At 66.1% G+C, this 15,580-nt stretch carries 14 protein-coding genes; 8 read left to right on the top strand and 6 right to left on the bottom strand.

All coding sequences use genetic code 11. From position 1 onward, the window contains the following. From ACTZWU_RS14815 to ACTZWU_RS14805, 3 genes are all read left to right on the top strand, one after another. Positions 1–480, top strand: a complete 480-nt coding sequence (locus ACTZWU_RS14815) for an ureidoglycolate lyase (RefSeq protein ID WP_444738133.1) — start codon at positions 1–3, stop codon at positions 478–480. After that, positions 480–1,106 (top strand): ribonuclease HII, encoded by a 627-nt coding sequence (locus tag ACTZWU_RS14810; RefSeq protein WP_444738132.1) that lies wholly within the window; start codon positions 480–482, stop codon positions 1,104–1,106. Before ACTZWU_RS14815 ends, ACTZWU_RS14810 begins: the two co-directional genes overlap by 1 nt. Positions 1,107–1,197: 91 nt before the next feature. Then, positions 1,198–2,328, top strand: coding sequence for a site-specific DNA-methyltransferase (locus ACTZWU_RS14805; RefSeq protein ID WP_444738131.1), 1,131 nt, complete (start codon positions 1,198–1,200; stop codon positions 2,326–2,328). 203 nt (positions 2,329–2,531) lie between these two features. Here ACTZWU_RS14805 and ACTZWU_RS14800 read toward each other — a convergent pair whose 3' ends face one another. The 6 genes from ACTZWU_RS14800 to ACTZWU_RS14775 all read right to left on the bottom strand — a co-directional run bounded on the left by ACTZWU_RS14800 (position 2,532) and on the right by ACTZWU_RS14775 (position 9,266). Continuing rightward, on the bottom strand, positions 2,532–3,356 hold the full coding sequence (locus ACTZWU_RS14800; RefSeq protein ID WP_444738130.1) for a carbohydrate ABC transporter permease: 825 nt from the start codon (positions 3,354–3,356) through the stop codon (positions 2,532–2,534). After that, positions 3,353–4,237 carry a carbohydrate ABC transporter permease gene (locus ACTZWU_RS14795; RefSeq protein ID WP_444738129.1) on the bottom strand — a complete coding sequence of 295 codons (885 nt, stop codon included), beginning with the start codon at positions 4,235–4,237 and terminating at the stop codon, positions 3,353–3,355. The genes ACTZWU_RS14800 and ACTZWU_RS14795 overlap by 4 nt, the downstream gene beginning before the upstream one ends. Positions 4,238–4,289: 52 nt before the next feature. Next, the gene (locus tag ACTZWU_RS14790) at positions 4,290–5,567 is read right to left on the bottom strand and encodes an extracellular solute-binding protein (RefSeq protein WP_444738128.1); all 1,278 of its coding nucleotides are present in this window, start codon (positions 5,565–5,567) and stop codon (positions 4,290–4,292) included. 41 nt (positions 5,568–5,608) lie between these two features. Next, positions 5,609–6,694 (bottom strand): ABC transporter ATP-binding protein, encoded by a 1,086-nt coding sequence (locus tag ACTZWU_RS14785; protein ID WP_444738127.1) that lies wholly within the window; start codon positions 6,692–6,694, stop codon positions 5,609–5,611. Between the two features lie 28 nt (positions 6,695–6,722). Beyond that, a complete protein-coding gene (gene arfA, locus ACTZWU_RS14780; protein WP_444738126.1) occupies positions 6,723–8,240 on the bottom strand; it encodes an arabinosylfuranosidase ArfA in 1,518 nt (505 codons plus the stop codon). 63 nt (positions 8,241–8,303) lie between these two features. After that, entirely contained in the window at positions 8,304–9,266 is a 963-nt protein-coding gene (locus tag ACTZWU_RS14775; RefSeq protein ID WP_444738125.1) for a LysR family transcriptional regulator, read from the bottom strand. 404 nt (positions 9,267–9,670) lie between these two features. On the opposite strand from ACTZWU_RS14775, the gene ACTZWU_RS14770 reads away from it, so the two are divergent. From ACTZWU_RS14770 to uvrC, 5 genes are all read left to right on the top strand, one after another. Beyond that, a complete protein-coding gene (locus ACTZWU_RS14770; protein ID WP_444738124.1) occupies positions 9,671–10,690 on the top strand; it encodes a LacI family DNA-binding transcriptional regulator in 1,020 nt (339 codons plus the stop codon). Positions 10,691–10,751: 61 nt separating this feature from the next. After that, positions 10,752–11,561, top strand: a complete 810-nt coding sequence (locus ACTZWU_RS14765) for a S49 family peptidase (protein WP_444738123.1) — start codon at positions 10,752–10,754, stop codon at positions 11,559–11,561. A 102-nt stretch (positions 11,562–11,663) separates the two neighbouring features. Beyond that, on the top strand, positions 11,664–12,590 hold the full coding sequence (locus ACTZWU_RS14760) for a calcium/sodium antiporter (RefSeq protein ID WP_444738122.1): 927 nt from the start codon (positions 11,664–11,666) through the stop codon (positions 12,588–12,590). After that, positions 12,587–13,363, top strand: coding sequence for an SDR family oxidoreductase (locus ACTZWU_RS14755; protein WP_444738121.1), 777 nt, complete (start codon positions 12,587–12,589; stop codon positions 13,361–13,363). Before ACTZWU_RS14760 ends, ACTZWU_RS14755 begins: the two co-directional genes overlap by 4 nt. A 300-nt stretch (positions 13,364–13,663) precedes the next feature. Further along, on the top strand, positions 13,664–15,514 hold the full coding sequence (gene uvrC, locus ACTZWU_RS14750; protein ID WP_444738120.1) for an excinuclease ABC subunit UvrC: 1,851 nt from the start codon (positions 13,664–13,666) through the stop codon (positions 15,512–15,514). The last annotated feature ends 66 nt before the right edge of the window (positions 15,515–15,580 follow it).

Raw genomic sequence — 15,580 nt, 5'->3', positions numbered from 1 at the left:
ATGAGCACGATCCGCATCGAACCCCTGACCGCCGCCGCCTTTGCCCCCTTTGGCGAGGTGCTGGCCCCGAAACCCGCCCCCGACCGCATGATCAATGCGGGCCGCTGCGAACGGCATCACGCGCTGGCCACCGTCGAACGCGCGGGCGGCGAGGCGATCATCTCGATCTTCCGCAGCGACCCGGTCAGCCTGCCCTATGATTGCGACCTGCTGGAGCGTCACCCGCTTGGCTCTCAGGCCTTCATGCCGATGGGGCCGGATGCGTGGCTTTCGGTCGTGGCCCCGGACGACGGGGGGCGCCCCGGCCCCTTGCGCGCCTTTCTGGTCCCGTCCGGCGTTGGCGTGAACCTGCGGGCGGGCACATGGCACGGTGTCCTGACGCCGCTGGACCGCCCCGCCGATTTCCTCGTGATCGACCGCGAGGGCGCGGGCGTGAACCTTGAGGAAGTCACCATCCCCCCCGTCCGGATCACCGCCTGATGCCCGACCTGTCCTTTGAGAACGCCGCCCGCGCCCGTGGTGCGCGCCTGATCGCCGGGGTGGACGAGGTCGGGCGCGGCCCCTTGGCCGGTCCCGTCACCGCCGCCGCCGTGATCCTGCCCGATGGCGTTCTGCCCCTAGGCCTTGATGACAGCAAGAAGCTGACCGCCGCCCGGCGCGAGGTGCTGGGCGAATGGATCATGGCCCATTGCGACTGGTCCGTCGCCCATGTGGACGTGGCCGAGATCGACGCCCTCAACATCTATCATGCCAGCCACGCCGCCATGTGCCGCGCCCTTGCCGGGCTGCGCCAGCGCCCCTGTATTGCGCTGATCGACGGCAACCGTCTGCCCGCCGGGCTGGATTGCCCCGGCGAGGCGATCGTCAAGGGCGACGGCCGCAGCCTGTCCATCGCCGCCGCCTCGATCCTGGCCAAGCTGATGCGCGACCGCATCATGGTGGATTTGGCGCAACAGCACCCCGGCTATGGCTGGGAGGCGAATGCCGGTTATCCCACGCCCGCGCATAAACAGGCGCTGCTAGATCTTGGTGTAACCCCACATCATAGGCGCTCTTTCGCACCCGTCCACAATATCTTGTGTAAAGCCTCATCAGTAAGTGACTGATTCAAAAAAGAAATTGACGCCGAATCGGCTCTGAATCATCCTTGGGGGCAGATCAGACCGGCAAAAAAGCCGGCGACCCCAGAGGCAGAGCATGACGAAAACCACCCAAAAACGCGCGGTCCCCGTGCGACCCTTGCCGCTGAACCAGATCCTGGGCGGCGACTGCATCGAGATCATGAACAGCCTGCCCGAGGGCAGCGTGGACCTGATCTTTGCCGACCCGCCCTATAACCTGCAGCTCAAGGGCGACCTGCACCGGCCCGACAACAGCCGCGTCGATGCGGTGGACGATCACTGGGACCAGTTCTCCAGCTTCGCCAGCTACGATGCCTTCACCCGCGACTGGCTGGCCGCCGCGCGCCGGCTGCTGAAACCGAACGGCGCGATCTGGGTGATCGGCAGCTATCACAACATCTTCCGCGTCGGCGCCGAGATCCAGAACCAGGGCTTCTGGATCATGAACGACGTGATCTGGCGCAAATCGAACCCGATGCCGAATTTCCGCGGCAAGCGCCTGACCAACGCGCATGAGACGCTGATCTGGGCCGCGAAATCGGAATCGTCGAAATACACCTTCAACTACGAGGCGCTGAAATCGCTGAACGAGGGCACGCAGATGCGCTCGGACTGGGTTCTGCCCATCTGCAATGGCGGCGAGCGGCTGAAGGACGCGGCGGGCGAAAAAGCCCATCCGACGCAAAAGCCCGAAAGCCTGCTGCACCGGGTCATCATCGGCACGACCAATCCCGGCGACGTGGTGCTGGACCCGTTCTTCGGCACCGGCACCACCGGCGCGGTCGCCAAGATGCTGGGCCGCGACTATATCGGGATCGAGCGCGAAGAGGCTTACCGCGAGGTCGCCGCCCGCCGCCTGTCGCGCGTCCGCCCGCTGGACGCCGAGGCCCTGGCCACGACCCGCGCCAAACGCGCCGAGCCGCGCATCCCCTTTGGTCAGGTGATCGAGCGCGGCATGCTGCGTCCGGGCGAGGAACTCTACTCCATCGGCAACCGCCACAAGGCCAAGGTCCGCGCCGATGGCTCGCTGATCGGCAATGACGTGAAGGGCTCGATCCATCAGGTCGGCGCGGCTTTGGAGGGCGCGCCCTCCTGCAACGGCTGGACCTACTGGCACTTCCGGCGCGAGGGGAAAATGATCCCGCTGGACATCCTGCGCCAGCAGATCCGCGCCGAACTGGAGGGCGACGCCCCCCGCCCGAACTGATCCTGCCTGCATTCGTTTCGCCAGTCCCGCGCCCCGAGGGCCGGGACCACCTCCCCGCCATGTCCGCATGGCGGGGCTTTTTGCGCCTGCAAGGGCCTCTGATATGCGAGGGGGACTGCCCGATCGCCGATCCCGCCTGAACGGCAAAGCGGCTTTCGGGGGGCACGATCCCGCCGTGCCCAGCCATCAGACGGCCCTTTCCGCTAGCCTTTCACCCCGGCCGAGATCATCACCGCTTCGGTCACGCGCTTCTGGAACACCAGATAGGCCAGCACGACAGGCGCCGCTGCAAGAAGCGCCAGCGCCATGATCCGGCCATAGGCGATGCCGAACGTGTCATAGACCTGCGTGATGCCGACGGGGATGGTCATCATGCTTTCGCTGCTGGCGATCAGGAACGGCCAGAAAAAGTTGTTCCAAGCGCTGATGAAGGTGATGATCGCCAGCGCGGCGGTGATGCCCCAGTTCAGCGGCAGGTACAGCTTGAACAGCAGCGTGAATTCTCCGCCGCCGTCCAGCAGGACCGCCTCGCGCATCTCGCGGGGGATGGCGTCGAAGAACTGCTTGTAGACGATGATCACGACCGGAACGACCAGCTGCGGCATGATGATCCCGCCCCAGCTGTTCACGAGGCCCAGATCGTTCATCAGGATGAACTGCGCGACATAAAGCGCCGGGATCGGCACCATGAAGCTGGCGACGATCAGCAGATAAAGCAGCTTGCGCCCCGGAAAGCGCAGTTGCGACAGCGCATAGGCGCACATCATCCCGGTGACGAGGACGGCGATCGTGATGATCAGCGACGTTCCGACCGAGTTCAGGTACCAGCGCGGCAGCTGCGAGGTCTGCAGGACCGAGATGTAAGAGGCCAGGTTCACCTCGTCCATCAGCACGCCCGCGTCGGACACGATCCGCGATTCCGTGCGCAGCGAGGTCGTCAGCGCCCAGTAGAGCGGAAAGATCCAGATGAACGCGGCGATCAGGACCAGCGTGACAAAGGCGATGTTGCGGGCGCGTCTGGCGGTCATCTGCGGCCTCGGATCTTGAGGATCTGGAATTGCAGGACAGAGAGGATCACGATGATCACGAAAAGCGTCATCGCCACGGCCGAGGCATAGCCTCCGTTGTTCATCTGGAAGGCCTCGCGATACATCTGCAGCAGGACGACATAGGATTGGTTGAACGGCCCGCCGCTGGATAACAGGTAGACCTGGTCGAAAAGTTTGAGTTGCAGGATCAGTTGCAGCGTCAGGACCAGCGTCGTGACGGGCCACAGAAGCGGCCAGGTGATCCGGCGAAAGCGCTGCCAAGGTGTTGCGCCGTCCAGCGCGGCGGCCTCGTAAAGGTCCTGCGGGATGTTGCGCAATCCGGCGATGAACAGAAGCACGTTGAAGCCGTTGGTCCACCAGACGGTCACGACCGCGATCATGGGCATGACCCAGTGCGGGTCGCGGAACACGGCGATCGGGCGGCCTGTCACGGCCGCGATCAGGGGCTGCAGGATGCCGAACTGGAAATCCAGCATCCACGCCCAGATCAGCGTCACGACCGATACGGGCAGGATATAGGGCAGAAAGAACAGCGTCAGCACCAGCGCCTGCAACCGCCCGCGAAGCCTGCCGACCGCCAGCGCGATCAGCAGCGCGATCACCGTGGTCGGGATGACCGTCAGCAACACGAAATAGAGGTTGTTCCACAGCGAGGTCCGAAACAGCCGGTCCGTCAGCAGTTTCGCGTAGTTGTCAAGGCCCACCCATTCACCTTGGCCGATCAGCGGCGCGTTGGTGAAGCTGAGCATCACGACCTTGATCGTCGGATACAGAAAGAACACCGCGAAGATGACCATGAACGGTGCGACGAGAATGATCGCCGAGCGTATTTCGCGCTGCCTGCGTCTGATGCGTGACATGGGGGCCTTTCACGTCAGAGGGCCGGGGACGCGGCGCCCCCGGCCCGGAATGTCAGTCCAGCAGCGATTGCAGTTCCTGCTTCATCTGCTCGCCCGCGTCCTGGGGCGCCATGAAGCCGTGCACCGCGGGGGCCACGATATTGTCGATCGCGTTGTAAAGCGGCGAGGCGACCCCGGCGATGGTCGAGCGGGGATCGAAGGCCGCGTTTTCGCGCAGCGAGGCATAGGTCGCGTTCGGCTGTAGCGCCTGGTATTCCTCGGACTCGACGGTCGGAAGATAGGCGGGGATATGGCCCGCATCGGCCCAGGCCAAAGAGTTTCGCTGCATCCAGCCGATCGCGGTCAGCGCCGCCTCGCGTTCCTCGGGCGTGATATTGGCATCGTTCGGGATGGCCAGCGCATGGCTGTCGGCCCATGTCGCGGGCTGGTCCAGAAGCGTCGGGACCTCGTTGGCGAACCATTCAAAGCCAAGCGTGCCGGCTTCGGCCGCGTCCTTGAAGGTCGGCACCTCCCACACGCCGTTGATGTGCAGAACGGCGCGGCCGCCCTGGAACAGCGCGACCGAGGCCGGATAGGCCGCCTGCTCGGGGATCAGGCCGGCGCTGCGCCACTCGGCCATGATCTCGATGGCGCGGACCGCCTTGTCCAGGTTGTCGCCGGCCAGCACCTCGCCATCGGTGATCAGCTCGCCGTCCTGCTGGCGCAGAAGGGTGTAGAACATCCGCCAGGTGCCGCCGCCGCCCTCGGTCTGAAAGCTCAGCGGGTCCGAGAACCCGTTTTCCTTGGCCCAGCTCAGCAGCGCGGTCATGTCCTCGACCGAATCGAGCCCGGTCAGCATCCCGTTCTCGTCCAGCCACTCGGTCCCTTCCAGCGCGGTGCGGTTGTAATAGGCGACGATGGCGTGAATGTCGAAGGGCACGGCCATCAGCTGCCCGTCATCGCTGGTCGCCGCCTCGGCGGCCGAGGCGATGAAATCGTCCTTCGACAGGCCCGCCACCTCAAGATCATCGTCGGTGATCGGCGACAGCGTGCCCTCCTGCATCGCCAGCGGCAGGCGCGACAGGTGATAGGTCATGATGTCGGGGCCTTGGCCGACGGCAACGGCGGTCCGCACCTTGGTGTAGAAGGGCAGCCCCCATTCCGACGTGGTCGCCGTGATGTTGATGTCGGGATGCTCTTCGTTGAAGCGGTCGATCAGCGCCTTCATCCTGACGCCGTCGCCGCCGGCAAGGAAATCCCACCATTCAAGCTGCACCTGCGCCATTGCGGGGCCGGAAAGGCCGATGGCCAGGGCGGTGCCGGCTGCCAGTTTTCTGATGATGCCCGTCATTTTGTTTCTCCTCCTCCAGAAGACAGAAATGGTGTGGATGATCAGCGCAGCCGTTCTCCGCTGCTGTCGAACAGGTAGATGCGCCCACGCTCGGGCGCGACATTCTGAACCGTCCCGCGCATCCCGTGCCGGATGCCGTCCTGCTGAAAGACGACCGCCGCGCCGCCTTCAAGCGCGCCATGCTGGTAGGAGACCCCGCCCAGTTCCTCGGCCACGTCCACCGCCACGCGCAGGCCCGGGCCGTCGGTCAGCGCCAGATGCTCGGGGCGGATGCCGATGGTGACGGTCGATCCGGTGGCGGGCCGGGCGGCGACGGCCACCGGCAGATCCAGATCGCCCTGATCCTTCAGGCGCAGGACGATCCCGGCTGCGTCATGCGCGACCACCGTCGCCTGAAAGAAGTTCATCGCCGGAGAACCGATGAAACCCGCGACGAAGCGGTTCGAGGGGTCCTCGTAGAGGTCCAGCGGATTGCCCGACTGCTGGACGTGCCCGCCCTGCAGCACAAAGATCTTGTCGGCCAGCGTCATCGCCTCGACCTGGTCATGCGTCACATAGATCATCGTCGCGCCAAGCGCCTTGTGCAGGCGCGCCAGTTCCAGCCGCATCTGCACGCGCAGCTCGGCATCCAGGTTCGACAGCGGCTCGTCGAACAGGAACACCTCGGGCGCGCGGACGATGGCGCGGCCGATGGCGACGCGCTGGCGCTGGCCGCCCGACAGCTGGCCGGGCTTCAGCTGCAACTGGTCGGTCAGCCGCAGGATGCGGGCCGCGTCCTCGACCTTTCGCTTCACCACGTCCTTTTTCTCGCGCGCGAGGCGCAGGCTGAAGGCCATGTTCTCGAACACCGTCAGATGCGGATAGAGCGCGTAGGACTGAAAGACCATCGCCACGCCGCGCCTCGACGGGTCCTCGTCCGTCACATCGCGCGCGCCGATCCGGATCGCCCCCGATGTGGTGTCCTCAAGCCCCGCGATCATCCGCAGCAGCGTGGACTTGCCGCAACCCGAGGGGCCGATGAACACGGCGAACTCTCCCTTGTCGATGCGGATATCCACGCCGCGGATCACCTCGACCGCGCCAAAGGCCTTCTTCACCGCCTCAAGCTGGACGCCCGTCGCGGTCATGGTCATGTCCTGCCCCGCGCTTGCCATGTCATTCCACAGCCAGACGGATCAGGTGATAGGACAAGGGCGGCAGCTCTGCCGTGATGGCGCCGTCCGAGACCGACAGCCTGTCGCCCTTGCGCGGCCTGATCCGGTCGGGATTGGCGCTGGTATTCGCCTCGCGCGCGCCGGTGCCGTCGCCGCCCAGCACCTGATGGTCGATCAGGGTCGCGTTCGGAAAGCCGTTCAGCGCCAGGTCCAGCTCCATCGGCTCGTCCGGGCTGCGGTTGATGGCAAAGATCGTCACCGTCCTGCCATCCGCCGCGCGCACCGCCGCGATGTCCAGATAGCTGACATCCTGCGCCGCATCCGCGTCATAGCGCGGACCGTCCACCGCCACATTCAGCGCCGTGCCGCGCCCATGGAGGCTGGCGAACTGGTAGGGGAAGTAGATCGAGGTCGCCCAGGCCTTGCCGCCCTTTTCCGCCCGGATCGGCGCAATGACATTCACCAGCTGCGCGATCGCCGCGATCTTGACCCGGTCCGAGCGGCGGATGAACTCGTTCAACAGCCCGCCGACCAGCAGCGCGTCCTCAAGGTTGTAATCCTCCTCCAGCAGCTCGGGCGCCTCGGGCCAGTCCCACTCGCGCCAGTTGCGGCTGTCCTGCTCGCGGTTGTGATACCAGACGTTCCATTCGTCGAAACAGATATAGACGTCGTTCTTGGCGCGCTTCTTGGCCTTGATGAAGTCGATCACCCCGCCGATGGCCTGGATGTAGCGCCCCGTCTCGTCGATCTTGGCAAAGTAGTTCAGCGTGTTGTGGCTGGAATTGCCGAAATACTTGTGCAGCGAGATGTAATCGACGTTCTCGTAGCACTCGTCCAGCACCTGCCGTTCCCATTCGGGATAGGTCGCCATCTGGTCGTTGGACGATCCGCAGACGATGGTCTCGATCCCCTTGCCAAAGGCCTTCACGGCCTTGGACGTCTCGTCCGCCAGGCGCCCGTATTCCTTGGCCTCCTTGTGGCCGATCTGCCAGGGGCCGTCCATCTCGTTGCCCAGGCACCACATCTGCACATTGTAGGGGTCGGCGACGCCATGCTGGCGGCGCAGATCGCTCCAATAGGTGCCCGAGGGGTGATTGCAATATTCGACGAAGTTGCGGGCCTCCTCGATGCTGCGGGTCCCGAGGTTGACGGCCAGCATCATCTCGATCCCGGCATCCTTGGCCCATCCGGCGAATTCGTTGATCCCGACCTGGTTCGTCTCGCGCGAGCGCCAGGCAAGGTCCAGCCGGACCGGGCGCTGATCCTTTGGCCCGATCCCGTCCTCCCAGTTATAGGCGGACACGAAGTTGCCGCCGGGGTAACGGATCGCCGGGATCTTCAGCGCCCGCACCAGTTCCAGCACGTCCTTGCGAAAGCCTTGCGCATTCGCGGTCGGGTGATCGGGTTCGTAGATGCCGGTATAGATCGCCCGGCCCATATGCTCGATGAACGCCGAATACAGGCGGTCGTCGATGCGGGCGATGGTGAAATCCCGATGGATTGTTGCGCGGCCCTTCACATGTCCCTCCCTCGGATCTGTCCAGGGGACGGTATGCGCGATGCCTCTTGCCAGGCAATTGAGTTAATCGGGGTCCGTGTTGTCAGTTTTGGTAACTGAAGGCAGGGTCAGGAACTCCTTGACCAAGGCCAGCATCTGCTCTGCTCCGGCTGAAAGACTGCGATCGCGCGGCCGAAGGACGTGATACGGCTCGATCGCGATCGGATGGCGCGTCTTCAGCAGCACCAGATCGGCCGAAAAGGGCGGCGCCAGCAGCAGGTCGGCGACCTCCTGCGTCACGGCGGCGACGACATCCGAATCCCGGATCAGCGCCATGATCGCGACGACCGATGCCGTCTCGATCAGGTTCAGGGGCAATTCCGCGCCCTCGTGGCGAAAGGCCATCTCGATGGCGCGGCGGATCGGGGCGCCCTGCTCCTGCATCGTCCAGGGATAGTCCGCGACCTCGGCCAGCAGCAGATGATCCCGGTGCGCCAGCTCATGTCCGCTATGGACCATCAGCAGCACGGCTTCATCCCGCGCGGGCGAGATGTCGAAATCGCCCGCGCTCACGCCCCGTTCGAGGCGACAGATGGCAAAGTCGTATTCGCCGCGCTCCAACCCCCACATCAGCCGCGACGATGACGAAACGTCCAGCGAGACTTTCAGCAGCGGCGCCTTGCGCTTGAGCTGAAGGATCGAAGGGATGACGGCTGCAAGCGCGGCGCCGGTCACGGCGCCGATGCGGACCAGTCCGGCGGTCCCGGCGTGATGCGCCACGAAGTCCTGCGCCAGCTGATCCAGGTCGTGGACGACCTTGCGCGCGTGCCGCCCCAGCACCTTGCCAAGCGGCGTGGGCTTCATCCCCTTGGCGTCCCGTTCGAACAGCGCGACGCCCAGCTTGCCTTCGATCTCGGACAGCATCCGCGAAGCCGCCGGCACCGTCATGCCGCAGGCATCCGCCGCCAGCTTGAGCTTGCCAAGCCGGTCGATGGCGGCGATCAGACGAAGCTGAATCGGGCGAAGCGACTTGATGTAGAGGTCCACGTCTCCAACTCCACAGCTGGCGTCATCGTCCGTCAGCGGTATACCGTGCGCCCCCGCACTTGTCCTGCATCATGCGACAGGGTGGTTCGGGGCCGGTGCGGCACCCCCTGCATTTCGCTGCCCAAGCCAAGCCGATAACGCACCCTGAACCCACCGCCCGCAAGCGGTGTACGTCCTGTGCACGCCCGGTGCATCCCCGCTGTATGCGTGGTGAGGCCGAAAACCCCAGCAAATGCTGGCCCGGCGCATCCGCGTGCCCCCCGCCCGCCACCGCGCAACGCACGCCGCCGCAACACCCCGTTGCGCGCCGGGCCGATCCGTTCGGCGCGGCCCGCGATGGGCGTTGTGGCGGCGAGTGTGCTCCGCTAACATTCGCGGATCATGACCCTTGCCCCGGCCCCCCGATGAACCCGATCCGCCCCCGCCGCCCCCTGACCCTTCGCGATGTGTCCGAGGCGTCGGGCGTCTCGGAAATGACCGTCAGCCGCGTCCTGCGGAACCGGGGCGATGTCTCGGCGGCCACGCGCGAAAAGGTGCTGACGGCGGCCAAGGCGCTTGGCTATGTCCCGAACAAGATCGCGGGCGGGCTGGCCAGCCAGCGCGTCAATCTGGTCGCGGTGGTCATCCCCTCGCTGTCGAACCTCGTCTTTCCCGACGTGCTGGGCGGGATCTCGGCGGAACTGGACGATACCGGGCTGCAGCCCGTGATCGGCGTCACCAACTACTCGCCCGCGCGAGAGGAGATGGTGCTGTATGATATGCTGTCCTGGCGCCCCTCGGGGGTGATCCTTGCGGGGCTGGAACACAGCAAGGCCTCGCGCGCGATGCTGGAAAATGCCGGGATTCCGGTCGTCGAAATCATGGATGTCGATGGCGAGGGGATCGACACGCTGGTCGGCATCTCGCATATCCGGGCGGGCCGCGAGATGGCGGCGCGCATCTTGGCTGCGGGCTATCGCCGCATCGGCTTTGTCGGCACCCACATGCCCGAGGATCACCGCGCCCGCAAACGCCTTGCCGGTTTCGAAGAGGGGCTGCTGGCCGCCGGCGTGCCGCTGGAGGCGCGCGAATATTATCAGGGCGGCTCGTCGCTGCTGAAGGGGCGCGAACTGACCGAACGCATCCTGACGCGCGCGCCGGATCTGGATTTTCTGTATTATTCCAACGACATGATTGGTGCGGGCGGGCTGCTTTACTGTCTGGACAAAGGCTATGACATTCCGGGCCGGATCGGGCTTGCGGGCTTCAACGGGGTCGATCTGCTGGACGGGCTGCCCGTCCGGCTGGCCACGACCGATGCCCGCCGGGTCGATGTGGGCCGCCGCGCGGCGCGGCTGGTCGCGGGCAAGGACCCCGCCCCCGAGGGCCGCGTGATCGCGCTGACGCCCACCTTCATGCCCGGCGATACGATCCGTGAGGGCTGAGGGCGCGGCCCTGTTCCGTGGCCATCTTGTCGCCGCGCGCGGGCGCGCCTAGATGGGGTCCATGCGCATCCCGATCCTGTCCCGCCTTCTGTCCAAGCCGCCGCGTATCGCGGTGATCCGCCTGTCCGGCACCATCGGCGGCGCGGGCCGTGGCGGAGGGCTGAACGACGCCGCCCTCGCCCCCGTGATCGAGCGCGCCTTTCGCCGCGGCAAGCCCGCGGCCGTGGCGCTGGCGATCAATTCGCCCGGCGGATCGCCGGTGCAATCCTCGCTGATCGCGGCGCGCATCCGGCGCCTTGCCGATGAGACCGAGATCCCGGTTCACGCCTTCGTCGAGGATGTAGCGGCCTCGGGCGGCTACTGGCTGGCCTGCGCGGCGGACCGGATCTGGGCGGATGACAGCTCGATCCTGGGCTCGATCGGGGTGATCTCGGCGGGCTTCGGCTTTCACGAGCTGATCGACAAATGGGGCATCGAGCGGCGCGTCCACACGGCCGGTCGGTCGAAATCGACGCTGGACCCGTTCCGCCCGCAAAGCCCCGAGGATGTCGCCCGCCTGCACGCGATCCTTGAGCCGATTCACCAGGCCTTCAAGGATCACGTCACCGCACGGCGCGGCGGGCGACTGGCCGAGGGGCGCGACCTCTTCACCGGCGAATTCTGGGCGGGCCGTCAATCGGTCGAGCTGGGGCTGGCCGACGGCATCGCCCATCTGGTGCCAAAGATGCGCGCGCTTTACGGCGACAAGGCCCGGTTCGAGGTGCACGGCCTGCGCCGCCCGCTGTTCCGCCGCCTTGGCCTGTCGGCCGAGACGCTGATCGACGCGGCCGAGGATCGTCTGGCCTTTCAACGTTTCGGCGCCCGCGGATGAGCATTCGCGTCGTTCTGATCTTCTTGCTGGTCATGGTGGTCATGGCCGTCCTGCGCGGCCCCGCCTTTCGCAGGGCCCTTGCGCGTTATCTGGGAATTCGTCGTGATCGTTGACATCCTGTTCGTGGTGGCGGGCCTTGCCCTGCTGGTGTTTGGTGGCGACATGCTGGTCAAGGGGGCGGTGAACCTGTCGCTGCGCCTTGGCATCACGCCGCTGGTGGTTGGTCTGACGGTGGTCGCCTTCGGCACCTCGGCGCCCGAGATGATCGTGTCGCTGTCCGCCGCATGGCGCGGGGCGACCGATCTGGCGCTTGGCAATGTGGTGGGGTCGAACATCGCCAATGTGCTGGTGATCCTTGGCGCGACGGCGATCTTTTCGCCCATCGTGACGCGCGGTCATGACCTGCGCGAAAGCTGGACGATGATGATGGCGGCCTCGGTCCTGCTGATCGGGCTGGCTTATTTCGGATCGCTCGGGCGGATCGACGGCATGGTGCTGCTGGCGGTGCTGGCGCTGATCATCTGGCGCCAGCTGTCCACCGCCCGCCCCGAGGACGTGGAGGAAATCGAGGGCGCGGCCCTTGGCGCCCGCTGGAAGCAGATCATCCTGTGGCTGGTCCTTGGCCTGGTGCTGCTGCCGGTCGGGGCCGACCTGCTGGTGCGCGGCGCCACCGACATCGCGCGCGCCTTTGGCGTGACCGAGGTCGTGATCGGCCTGACGCTGGTCGCCATCGGGACCTCGCTGCCGGAACTGGCGGCTTCGGTCGCGGCGGCCTTGCGGGGGCGGTCGGACATGGCGCTTGGCAATGTGGTCGGCTCGAACATCTTCAACATCCTGTCGATCCTGGGCGTCACCGCGCTGTTCGCGCCGCTGCCGATCCCCTCCGAACTGATGCGGTTCGACCTGTGGGTGATGCTGGCCAGCTCGGCCCTGCTGGCGCCGTTCCTGTTCCGCGCGCTGACCATCGGGCGTGTGACCGGGGCGCTGTTCCTTGCGGCCTATGCCGCCTATGCCTGGGTGCTGCTGTGAGCGTCGCGCTGATCACCGGGGGTGCGCGGCGGCTGGGCCGCGCCATGGCGCTGTATCTGGCCGAACGCGGCCATGACGTCGCGATCCACTATTCCGGATCGCGGGACGAGGCCGAGGCGACTGCCGCCGAGGCCCGCGCCCTGGGCGTCAGCGCCGCCTGCTTTCAGGCCGACCTTCTGGACCCCGAAGCCACCGCCGCCCTGTTGCCGCAGGTCGCGCAGGCGATGGGGCCGGTGACGGTGCTGATCAACAACGCCTCGATCTTCGAATATGACAATATCCGCAGCGCCACGATGGAAAGCTGGGACCGGCATTTCGGCTCGAACCTGCGGGCGCCGTTCCAGCTGTTGCAGGCGCTGGCCGCGCAGGCCCCGGCCCCCCTGACCGATGAGAACGCCGAGCCGCAGGCACAGGCGCTGGCCATCAACATGGTCGATCAGCGCGTCCTGAAGCCCACGCCGGAATTCATGACCTATTCGCTGGCCAAGGCCGGTCTGTGGTCGCTGACCCGCACGGCGGCGCAGGCGCTGGCCCCCGCGATCCGGGTCAACGCAATCGGCCCCGGCCCGACCATGCAGGGCGCAAGGCAAAGCGCCGCCCATTTCGCCCGCCAGCGCGCTGCGACCATCCTGAACCGGGGCGCGGACCCGCAGGGGATCACCCAGGCGCTAGGCTATTTCCTGGATGCGCGGGCCGTGACGGGGCAGCTGATCTGCGTCGATGGCGGACAGCATCTGGCCTGGCAGACGCCCGACGTTCTGGGCCCGGAATAGCGCGACCACCATATCTTGTCCCCCGCCGGGGTCCGGGCACCAAGACCCCCGAGGATGTCGCGGATTCTGCTGGATTTTCCGCGACATCGCCCGCGACAAAAATAAAAATCCAGTAAAATCAACGGCCTTGATTATTGCCTCAATAATAGGCATCTTCACGAAACCTTAACGATTGCTGGCCCGGGCGGCTCTGCCTCACAGGCCGCCCACAGAATTATCCACAGATTCCGTGGACAGGTTCGGCCTTGCGCCCACCCTTTGAAACTTGCAGCGACGCCCCAGAATCACTTTCTTTGAGCCATGACCCAGAAAACCGGCCACGCGCTGATTCAGGACTACCTTCGCACGCTGGACAGCAGCCCCGGCGTCTATCGGATGCTGGATGCCCAGCAGGCGGTGCTTTACGTCGGCAAGGCGCGCGATCTGCGGGCGCGGGTGTCGAATTATGCCCGGCCCTCGGGTCATTCGGCGCGCATCGCGCGAATGATCCGCGAAACCGCCAGCATGATGTTCCTGACCACCCGCACCGAGACCGAGGCGCTGCTGCTGGAGCAGAACCTGATCAAGCAGCTCAAGCCGCGCTACAACGTGCTTCTGCGCGACGACAAGAGCTTTCCGAACATCCTGGTGGCCAAGTCCCACCCCTTTGCCCAGATCAAGAAGCACCGCGGCGCCAAGTCGGAAAAGGGCGATTATTACGGCCCCTTCGCCAGTGCCGGCGCGGTCAACCGCACGCTGACCCAGTTGCAGCGCGTGTTCCTGCTGCGGAACTGCACCGACGCCACATTCGAAAGCCGGACCCGGCCCTGCCTTCTGTTCCAGATCAAGCGCTGCAGCGCCCCCTGCACGGGCAGGATCAGCCATGAGGATTACGCCTCGCTGGTCGAGGATGCCGAGCGTTTCCTGCAGGGCAAGACGACCTCGATCCAGGCTGATCTGGCGCGCGAGATGGCCGCCGCCGCCGAGGCGATGGAATATGAACGCGCCGCCGCGCTGCGCGACCGCATCAAGGCGCTGACCGCCGTGCAATCGGTGCAGGCGATCAACCCCAAGGGCGTGGCCGAGGCCGATATCGTCGCCCTGCACATGGAGGGCGGACAGGCCTGCGTTCAGGTCTTCTTCATCCGCGGCAATCAAAGCTGGGGGAACCGCGACTTCTATCCCCGCCTCGGCGGCGCCGAGAGCCCGGACGAGGTGATGCAGGCCTTCCTGATGCAGTTCTACGACGACAAGCCGCCGCCCCGGCAGGTGCTGCTGTCGCACCCGCCCGAGGATCCGGACCTGACCGCCGAGGTCCTGTCGGAACGCGCCCGCCGCAAGGTCGAGGTCGCCGTGCCCCTGCGCGGCGAGAAATCCGATCTGGTCACGAACGCCCTGCGCAACGCCCGCGAGAGCCTGGCGCGCCGCATGTCCGAAAGCGCGACGCAGCTGCGTCTGCTGGAGGGTCTGGCCGAGGCCTTCGACCTGCCCGCGCCCCCGCGCCGGATCGAGGTCTATGACAACAGCCACATCATGGGCACGAACGCGGTCGGCGGCATGATCGTGGCGGGCCCCGAGGGCTGGATGAAGAACCAGTATCGCAAGTTCAACATCAAGGGGACCGAGATCACGCCGGGCGACGATTTCGGCATGATGAAAGAGGTCCTGACGCGGCGCTTCCAGCGGCTGCTCAAGGACGACCCCGACCGCCAGACCGAGGCCTGGCCCGACCTGCTGCTGATCGACGGTGGCGCGGGGCAGGTTTCGGCGGTCCATGAGATCATGGCCGAGCTGGGCGTCGAGGACATTCCGATGATCGGCGTCGCCAAGGGCGAGGACCGCGACCACGGCAAGGAGGAGTTCCACCGCCACGGCGCGCGCCCCTTTGCGCTGCGGATGAATGACCCGGTGCTGTATTTCGTGCAGCGCCTGCGCGACGAGGCGCATCGTTGGGCCATCGGCACCCACCGCGCGCGGCGCGCCAAGGCGGCGATGGCGAACCCTCTGGACGAGATCGCGGGGATCGGGGCGGCGCGCAAGCGCGCGCTGCTGGCGCATTTCGGCAGCGCAAAGGCGGTCAGCCGGGCAGGGCTGCCGGATCTGCTGGCGGTCGAGGGGATCTCGGCCGCGATGGCGCAGAAGGTCCATGACCATTTCAATGCCCGCGACTGAACGCGCCCGGAGGAAAGCGCCGGGGGCCAGCCCCCGGACCCCCGGGATATTTGGATGAAGAAGAAG

Origin of the sequence: Paracoccus sp. NSM (assembly GCF_052379855.1) — a bacterium.
GTDB lineage: Bacteria > Pseudomonadota > Alphaproteobacteria > Rhodobacterales > Rhodobacteraceae > Paracoccus.
This window is presented reverse-complemented; position numbering and strand designations above follow the sequence as displayed.

What these genes read in the sequence shown, in the direction of transcription:
- ACTZWU_RS14765 (WP_444738123.1), top strand. Translation starts at nt 10,752, where the DNA reads ATGCGCATCCCGATCCTGTCCCGCCTTCTGTCCAAGCCGCCGCGTATC.
- ACTZWU_RS14810 (WP_444738132.1), top strand. Translation starts at nt 480, where the DNA reads ATGCCCGACCTGTCCTTTGAGAACGCCGCCCGCGCCCGTGGTGCGCGC.
- ACTZWU_RS14815 (WP_444738133.1), top strand. Translation starts at nt 1, where the DNA reads ATGAGCACGATCCGCATCGAACCCCTGACCGCCGCCGCCTTTGCCCCC.
- ACTZWU_RS14785 (WP_444738127.1), bottom strand. Translation starts at nt 6,694, where the DNA reads ATGACCGCGACGGGCGTCCAGCTTGAGGCGGTGAAGAAGGCCTTTGGC.
- uvrC (WP_444738120.1), top strand. Translation starts at nt 13,664, where the DNA reads ATGACCCAGAAAACCGGCCACGCGCTGATTCAGGACTACCTTCGCACG.
- ACTZWU_RS14800 (WP_444738130.1), bottom strand. Translation starts at nt 3,356, where the DNA reads ATGACCGCCAGACGCGCCCGCAACATCGCCTTTGTCACGCTGGTCCTG.
- ACTZWU_RS14795 (WP_444738129.1), bottom strand. Translation starts at nt 4,237, where the DNA reads ATGTCACGCATCAGACGCAGGCAGCGCGAAATACGCTCGGCGATCATT.
- ACTZWU_RS14790 (WP_444738128.1), bottom strand. Translation starts at nt 5,567, where the DNA reads ATGACGGGCATCATCAGAAAACTGGCAGCCGGCACCGCCCTGGCCATC.
- ACTZWU_RS14770 (WP_444738124.1), top strand. Translation starts at nt 9,671, where the DNA reads ATGAACCCGATCCGCCCCCGCCGCCCCCTGACCCTTCGCGATGTGTCC.
- ACTZWU_RS14805 (WP_444738131.1), top strand. Translation starts at nt 1,198, where the DNA reads ATGACGAAAACCACCCAAAAACGCGCGGTCCCCGTGCGACCCTTGCCG.